Source organism: Roseovarius sp. (genome assembly GCF_018066915.1).
Classification (GTDB): domain Bacteria; phylum Pseudomonadota; class Alphaproteobacteria; order Rhodobacterales; family Rhodobacteraceae; genus Roseovarius.
Genome location: NZ_JAGPVV010000018.1, coordinates 1 through 6,539, shown reverse-complemented (window position 1 = coordinate 6,539; position 6,539 = coordinate 1). Strand labels below are relative to the sequence as shown.

7 protein-coding genes are annotated in these 6,539 nt (G+C 60.9%); 2 read left to right on the top strand and 5 right to left on the bottom strand.

The window, feature by feature from the left end; genetic code table 11:
- The 3 genes from sufB to KBT70_RS00980 all read right to left on the bottom strand — a co-directional run.
- A partial coding sequence (gene sufB, locus KBT70_RS00990; protein WP_296627726.1) for a Fe-S cluster assembly protein SufB occupies positions 1-1,028 on the bottom strand: 1,028 nt, incomplete at its 3' end.
- A gap of 17 nt (positions 1,029-1,045) precedes the next feature.
- Positions 1,046-2,089: a cysteine desulfurase family protein gene (locus KBT70_RS00985; RefSeq protein WP_296627723.1), complete on the bottom strand. Its 1,044-nt coding sequence runs from the start codon at positions 2,087-2,089 to the stop codon at positions 1,046-1,048.
- A gap of 65 nt (positions 2,090-2,154) precedes the next feature.
- Entirely contained in the window at positions 2,155-2,616 is a 462-nt protein-coding gene (locus tag KBT70_RS00980) for an Rrf2 family transcriptional regulator (protein ID WP_296627719.1), read from the bottom strand.
- 158 nt (positions 2,617-2,774) lie between these two features.
- Between KBT70_RS00980 and KBT70_RS00975 the strand changes: the two genes are divergently transcribed.
- Both KBT70_RS00975 and KBT70_RS00970 read left to right on the top strand, forming a co-directional pair.
- A complete protein-coding gene (locus tag KBT70_RS00975; protein WP_008280960.1) occupies positions 2,775-3,428 on the top strand; it encodes an alpha/beta hydrolase in 654 nt (217 codons plus the stop codon).
- Positions 3,429-3,498: 70 nt separating this feature from the next.
- The gene (locus KBT70_RS00970) at positions 3,499-3,759 is read left to right on the top strand and encodes a hypothetical protein (RefSeq protein WP_296627711.1); all 261 of its coding nucleotides are present in this window, start codon (positions 3,499-3,501) and stop codon (positions 3,757-3,759) included.
- A 4-nt stretch (positions 3,760-3,763) separates the two neighbouring features.
- On the opposite strand, the gene KBT70_RS00965 is transcribed toward KBT70_RS00970, so the two are convergent.
- Both KBT70_RS00965 and KBT70_RS00960 read right to left on the bottom strand, forming a co-directional pair.
- Positions 3,764-6,190, bottom strand: a complete 2,427-nt coding sequence (locus tag KBT70_RS00965; protein WP_296627708.1) for an FAD-dependent oxidoreductase — start codon at positions 6,188-6,190, stop codon at positions 3,764-3,766.
- A gap of 162 nt (positions 6,191-6,352) precedes the next feature.
- Positions 6,353-6,539: hypothetical protein (locus KBT70_RS00960; RefSeq protein ID WP_296627705.1), on the bottom strand; the 187-nt coding region annotated here is incomplete at its 5' end.

Here is a 6,539-nt window from a genome sequence, read left to right as displayed (position 1 = left end):
GACGGGTATTTCCACGTCACGGCAGAGCCGGTTTCAACCTGCGTCCACATCACCTTGGCCCGGTCGCCCCGGCAATCGGCGCGCTTGGTCACAAAATTATAGATCCCGCCCTTGCCGTTTTCATCGCCCGGATACCAGTTCTGCACCGTGGAATATTTCACCTCGGCGTCTTCCTCGATGATGATCTCGACCACAGCGGCATGAAGCTGGGCCACGTCACGCTTGGGCGCGGTGCAGCCTTCGAGATAGCTCACATACGACCCCTTGTCGGCGATGATCAGCGTCCGCTCGAACTGGCCGGTATTTTCGGCATTGATCCGGAAATAGGTGCTCAACTCCATCGGGCAACGCACGCCGGGCGGCACATAGACGAACGACCCGTCTGAAAAGACGGCCGAATTCAGCGTGGCGTAGAAATTGTCACTGACCGGCACGACAGAGCCGAGGTATTTCTTGACCAGCTCGGGATGCTCGCGGATCGCCTCGGAGATGGAGCAAAAGATCACCCCGGCCTGCCGCAGTTCCTTTTGAAAGGTGGTGCCCACGGACACCGAATCGAACACCGCATCCACCGCCACCTTGCGGCCTTCGGCGGGCGCATCCTCTGCCCCTTCGACACCGGCAAGGATCAACTGCTCCTTGAGCGGGATGCCCAGCTTTTCGTACGTGGCCAAGAGCTTGGGATCGACGTCGTCGAGCGACTTGGGCTTGACCTCCATCGACTTGGGACGCGCATAGTAATACTGCGACTGAAAGTCGATCTTGGGATAATCCACCATGGCCCATTCGGGCTCGGTCTTGGTCAGCCAGCGGCGATAGGCCTCGAGCCGCCATTCGGTCATCCACTCGGGCTCTTCGTTCTTGGAAGAGATCAGGCGCACGATGTCCTCGTTCAGACCGAGCGGCGCATAGTCCATCTCGATATCGGTGTTCCAGCCGTATTTATAGGCCTCTCCGACCTGCCGGACCGCATCGACGGTTTCCTGATCGACCCCGTCCTTGACCTGAACCTTGTCCACAGCAGCCATTCCCCTCTCCTTGCGTCTCAGGCCAAACGGCCCCGATGTTTTTGCAGACGCTTCAGCCAGCATTCGGCAAAGCGCAAGATGTCGTCCTCGGTCGTCTGCGGCCCCAGCGATACGCGGATCGCGCATCCCGCCTTGGCCTCGTCAAAGCCCATCGCGCGCAACACCCGACTGGACTTGACCTTGCCACTGGAGCACGCGCTCCCGGCAGAAATCGCGAACCCGGCCAGATCCAACGCCATCACCTGTGTCTCGCCCTTCCATCCGGGCGTGATGAAACAACTGGTGTTCGGCAATCGCGGCGCAGCTTTCCCGACAAAAATAGTCTCATTTGAAAACTCTGCAATGGTATTCTCTAGAATGTTTCTAAGTTTTTCGACGCGGGCCCATCCACCCTCGTCCAGATCATGCCCCGCCGCCTCTGCCGCCGCCCCGAAACCGGCGATGCCGATGACATTCTCGGTGCCCGCACGGCGGCCCATTTCCTGCCCCCCGCCCCGAATTTGCGCCGCAAGATCGGTGCCGCGTCGGATCACAACCGCCCCGATCCCCTTGGGCCCGCCGATTTTATGGGCCGAGATCAGGGCCATTTCCACGCCCGACCAGTTGAAAGCCAAGGGCAGCTTGCCAAAGGCCTGCGTCATGTCACTGACCGCCAGCCCCTCGGGCAGGGCCTGAACCACGCCAGTTTCGGAATTGGCCAGTTGCAACACAGAATGCGTCGGGTCCTGAACTGTGATCCGCCCATCGGCATCGACCGGCAGATCGGGCGTGATCCACGCCCCCACCGCATCATGCTCGACCGCAGCCCCGTGCAACTGCCGCCCGGTACAGGCCAAGGCCGCCGCTTCGGTCGCGCCGGAGGTAAAGATCACATCCGCCCCATCCGCGCCCATGGCCGTGGCCACCTGCGCCCGCGCCCGTTCGATCAGACCCTTGGCGGCACGCCCTTCGGCATGCACGCTCGACGGGTTGCCGATCAGGTCCATGGCATCAATCATGGCCTCGCGCGCCTCAGCGCGCAGGGGTGCGGTCGCGTTGTAGTCGAGATAAACTCTCTGCATATTTGCCCGCTTTTCCAAGTGAAATTCGCCCGGTCTGCAAAGGCACGGCCCTCACAGCAGTCCTGTCACTCGTCATCCACCACAGCAAAGAGATGCGGCACCGCCGGACAGGGTGCCAACGAGTTGCCCGCCACATCGCTCAACCGCGTCTGGTGCAAAAAGACGTAGACCTGCGCGCTCAGCCCTTCCCAGAGCCGGTTGGTCATCGACTGCGCCCGCGATCCGCTGGTCGCACCAGAGGCACCCGCCCCCTTGTGCAGGGCATCAATCGTCTCGTCCACCGCCGCCAGCACATCCGATACCCGGATTTCCGACGCAGGCCGCATCAGGCGATAACCGCCGCCTGGCCCCCGCACCGATTTCACCAGATCCGCGCGCCGCAGCTTGACGAAAAGCTGTTCGAGATAGGGCAGCGAAATATCCTGCCGCTTGGAGATATCCCCGAGCGTCACCACCGATCCGGAGGGCTGCAAGGCGATATCCACCAACGCAACCATGGCATATCGCCCTTTCGTGCTCAGTTTCATCGGCTTTCCCCCACGCGAACAGATTGACCTTGCGCATTACAAGGCTTATCTCGCTCTGAGCCATTCTGGCCCGGATCACAATTTAGAACATTTCTAAGGTGCCCGAGCGAAGTCGTCAAGATTTTCGCACTCACCCATGAAGAGGACACAGGGAACCCATGCCCGAGGTAATCTTTCCCGGCCCCGAAGGCCGGCTCGAAGGCCGCTATCACCCGCAAAAGGAAAAAGACGCGCCCATCGCGATCGTGTTGCATCCGCATCCGCAATTCGGCGGCACCATGAACAACAAGGTCGTGTATAACCTGCACTACGCCTTTTACAACATGGGCTTTACCGTTCTGCGATTCAATTTCCGCGGGGTCGGGCGCAGTCAAGGCGAGTATGATCAGGGCATCGGCGAATTGTCCGATGCGGCTTCGGCGCTCGACTACTTGCAGTCCATGAACAACAATTCCAAACACTGCTGGGTCGCGGGCTTTTCCTTTGGCGCGTGGATCGGTATGCAGCTCTTGATGCGGCGGCCCGAGATCACCGGCTTCATCTCTGTCTCGCCCCCGGCCAACATGTATGATTTCAGCTTTCTGGCTCCCTGCCCCGCCTCTGGCCTGATCATCAACGGCAGCCATGACCGTGTCGCCCCCCCAGCGGATACCAAATCGCTGGTGAACAAACTGCACGAACAGCATGGCATCACAATCACCCATCAAGAGGTCGAAGGCGCAGATCACTTCTTCAAAGAGCCGCATATGGACACGATGATCGGATCGGTCAGCACCTATGTCAAACGGCGCCTGACCGAAAACACGCGCTAAAGCAATTTCAGAGAAAGTTGATAGACTTTCTCGGTTCGAAATTGCGCTGAACCGCTTGAAGGAGCACCCCATGGGCGTGACCGAAGATCTGGCCGATGATCTGGCCCGCGATGTGATCAAGGCGATTGAGGCAACCGGGGATGAGTTGATCATCACCGAGGTGCAAAAGATCCTCGGGGCCACGTCACAGACCGCCGAAGAGGCGTTTCTGACGGCCGTGCGGGTGCGCCGCGCCAATATCAAGGCGCGGGCCTACCTGATCGAAAAGCTCAAGCGCGCCAAGATCGCCAAAGACGCCGCCGAGGCCAAAGGCGAGAGCGGCGGCGCCTGAGCCATCAGGCGCGCAGGCGCGCGCCCGCTGGATCAAACGGCGCCGCGTGCAGAATACGCGCGCGGTGCGGACGTCCCAGCACCATGACCTCGACCGTATCACCGGGACCGGCCCCGCCTTTGACATAGCCAAGCGCCAGACTCATGCCGACGGAATATCCATAGGCCCCGGACGACACCCGACCCACACCCACGCCATCCTTGAAAATCGGCTCGCCGCCGGTGGCATCGGCATTAGAGGCGCTCACATCCGCCTCTTCCAGATGCAGGATCACCAGCCGCTCGCGCGGCTCTTGCCCGATCACGCCCTCGAGCGCGGATTTGTTCAGGAAATCCTTGTCCATCTTGCACAGTGCCGCCAACCCGGCCTCTTGTGGCCAGTATTCGGGGCTGTATTCGCGGCTCCACGATCCATAGCCCTTTTCGATCCGCAGACTCATCAGTGCCCGGCTGCCCACCGGACCCGCGCCAATTTCGCGCCCTGCCGCCAGCAGCGCCGTATAGAGCCGCGCCTGATCCTCGGCTGCGCAATGCAACTCCCACCCCAGATCGCCGGTGAAACTCACCCGAATGGCCACGCAGGACACGCCGCCAAGGTCGATCCGGCGGCTTGCCATGAACGGGAAATCCGTCGTCGCCAGTGAGGCATTGGTCAGCCGTTGCAGCATCTCGCGCGATTGTGGCCCCGCCACGTTGAACCCGCAGACCGTGTCGGTCAGGCTTTGAAACGTGGTCCCCTCCGGCAGCGGCACGGCATCAAAGAACCGCTTGTGATAGCGCTCGGCCATGCCCGATGAGATCACCCAGAACTCATCCTGCGCCAGCCGCGTTACGGTCGCATCGCCGGCAATCCCGCCGCGCACCCCGATCAGTGGCGTGAGGCAAGAGCGCCCGACCGCTTTGGGCATCCGGTTGGCAAAGACGGCGTTCAGCCAATCCTCCGCCCCCGGTCCCTTGACCCGGTATTTGGCAAAGTTGGAAATGTCGATGATCCCTGCCCGCGCGCGCAACATCTTGCATTCTTCGCCCACCGGCCCCCACCAATTCTGTCGGGTAAAGCCATTCGTATCGACCGTGCCGGGCATATCGGCAAACCACAGCGGATGCTCCCAGCCATAGTTGAGACCAAAGACCGCGCCCATCTCCTTTTGCATCTCGTAGACCGGCCGCGTGCGCAGCGGGCGCCCGGCGGCGCGCTCTTCATTCGGGAAATGGATCGAGAACCGATGCGCATATTGATCGCGCACCTTGGCCTTGACGAAATCGCGGTTGTTTGCCCAGAGACCAAAGCGCGCCAGATCCCAGGCGAACATGTCGTACTTCATCTCGCCGTTGATCAGCCATTCGGCGACCATCCAGCCCATGCCCGCCGATTGGCTAAAGCCGGGGATGATGCCGTTGCAACAGAAATAGCCCTTGAGTTCGGGCACCGGCCCAAGAATCACGTTGCTGTCGGGGCTCCAGATCATCGGGCCGTTGATCACCCGCTTGATGCCCGCCGTGCCCACCACCGGCACCCGGTCGATGGCGCGCAGCATGTTTTCCTCGATCCGCTCGAGATCGTCGGGGAAGAGGTCATGCGCAAAATCGAGCGGTGTGCCGTCCTCGGCCCAGAACCGCATATCGCGCTCATAGGCCCCGATCAGCAGGCCTTTGCCCTCTTGGCGCAGGTAATACTCCCCGTCCCGATCCGCGACCGAGGGCAAACGCCGATCCATGCCGGCAATCTCGGCAATCATCTCGGTCACGAAATACTGGTGTTCGGTGGGTTGCAGCGGCAATTCGATGCCCGCCAGCTTGGCCACTTCACGGCCCCAGAGACCGGCGGCGTTGATCACCCAAGGGGTATGAATATTGCCCTTGGGCGTCTCGACGATCCAAGACCCATCCGGCTGTTGCACCGTCGCTGTGACCGGCGTGAAACGGTGGATTTCCGCGCCCCGCTGCCGCGCCCCCACGGCATAGGCGTTGGTCACGCCCGAGGGGTCCACATTGCCGCCATCGGGCTCGTACATGATGCAGCGGATACCGTCGAAATTCACCAACGGATGCAGGCGCTCGGCCTCATCCCGGCTGACTTCGTGGAAATTCATGCCATAAAGCTTGGCCTTGGCCGCCTGAAGCCGCAGCTGATGCTCGCGATTCTCGGTCTGCGCCAGATAGAGGCTGCCGGGTTGGAACACGCCGCAGCTTTGCCCGGTCTCGGCCTCGAGCTCGTTATAGAGCTTCATCGTGTAATGTTGCAGGCGGCTGATATTGGCGCTGTCATGCAGCCCGTGGATATTGGCGGCCGCATGCCAGGTGCTGCCGGAGGTCAGTTCGTTGCGTTCCAGAAGAACGACATCGGTCCAGCCCAATTTGGTGAGGTGGTAGAGAATCGAGCATCCGATAACGCCGCCGCCGATCACGACAGCTTGTGCATGGGTCTTCATGGGGGGTCCCTCTGGAATTTTCTGCCCATATCCTGAAGTGCTGGACCGCACCCCGATTGCCGATCTCCGACATTTTCTGTCGTTATGCCGAAGTGAGGCGTGTTTTCTCTGCGTCATTCATCTGGCGAGAAACACCTCGGGGAGTTTGAGGGGCAGCGCCCCTCATTGCATCCCCCCGAAACTGCGCTGCATGAAGGCGAAAGACAAAGACACCCAAGATATACGACACATCTTGTCGCAAATCGGCATGATCTTTCCTGCGCCACTGGCAGGCTCAGGCAAAATCTCAGGGAGTTCCAAAATGAAAACCAGCACCCGTGTGGTCGTGATCGGCGGCGGTGTCGTCGGC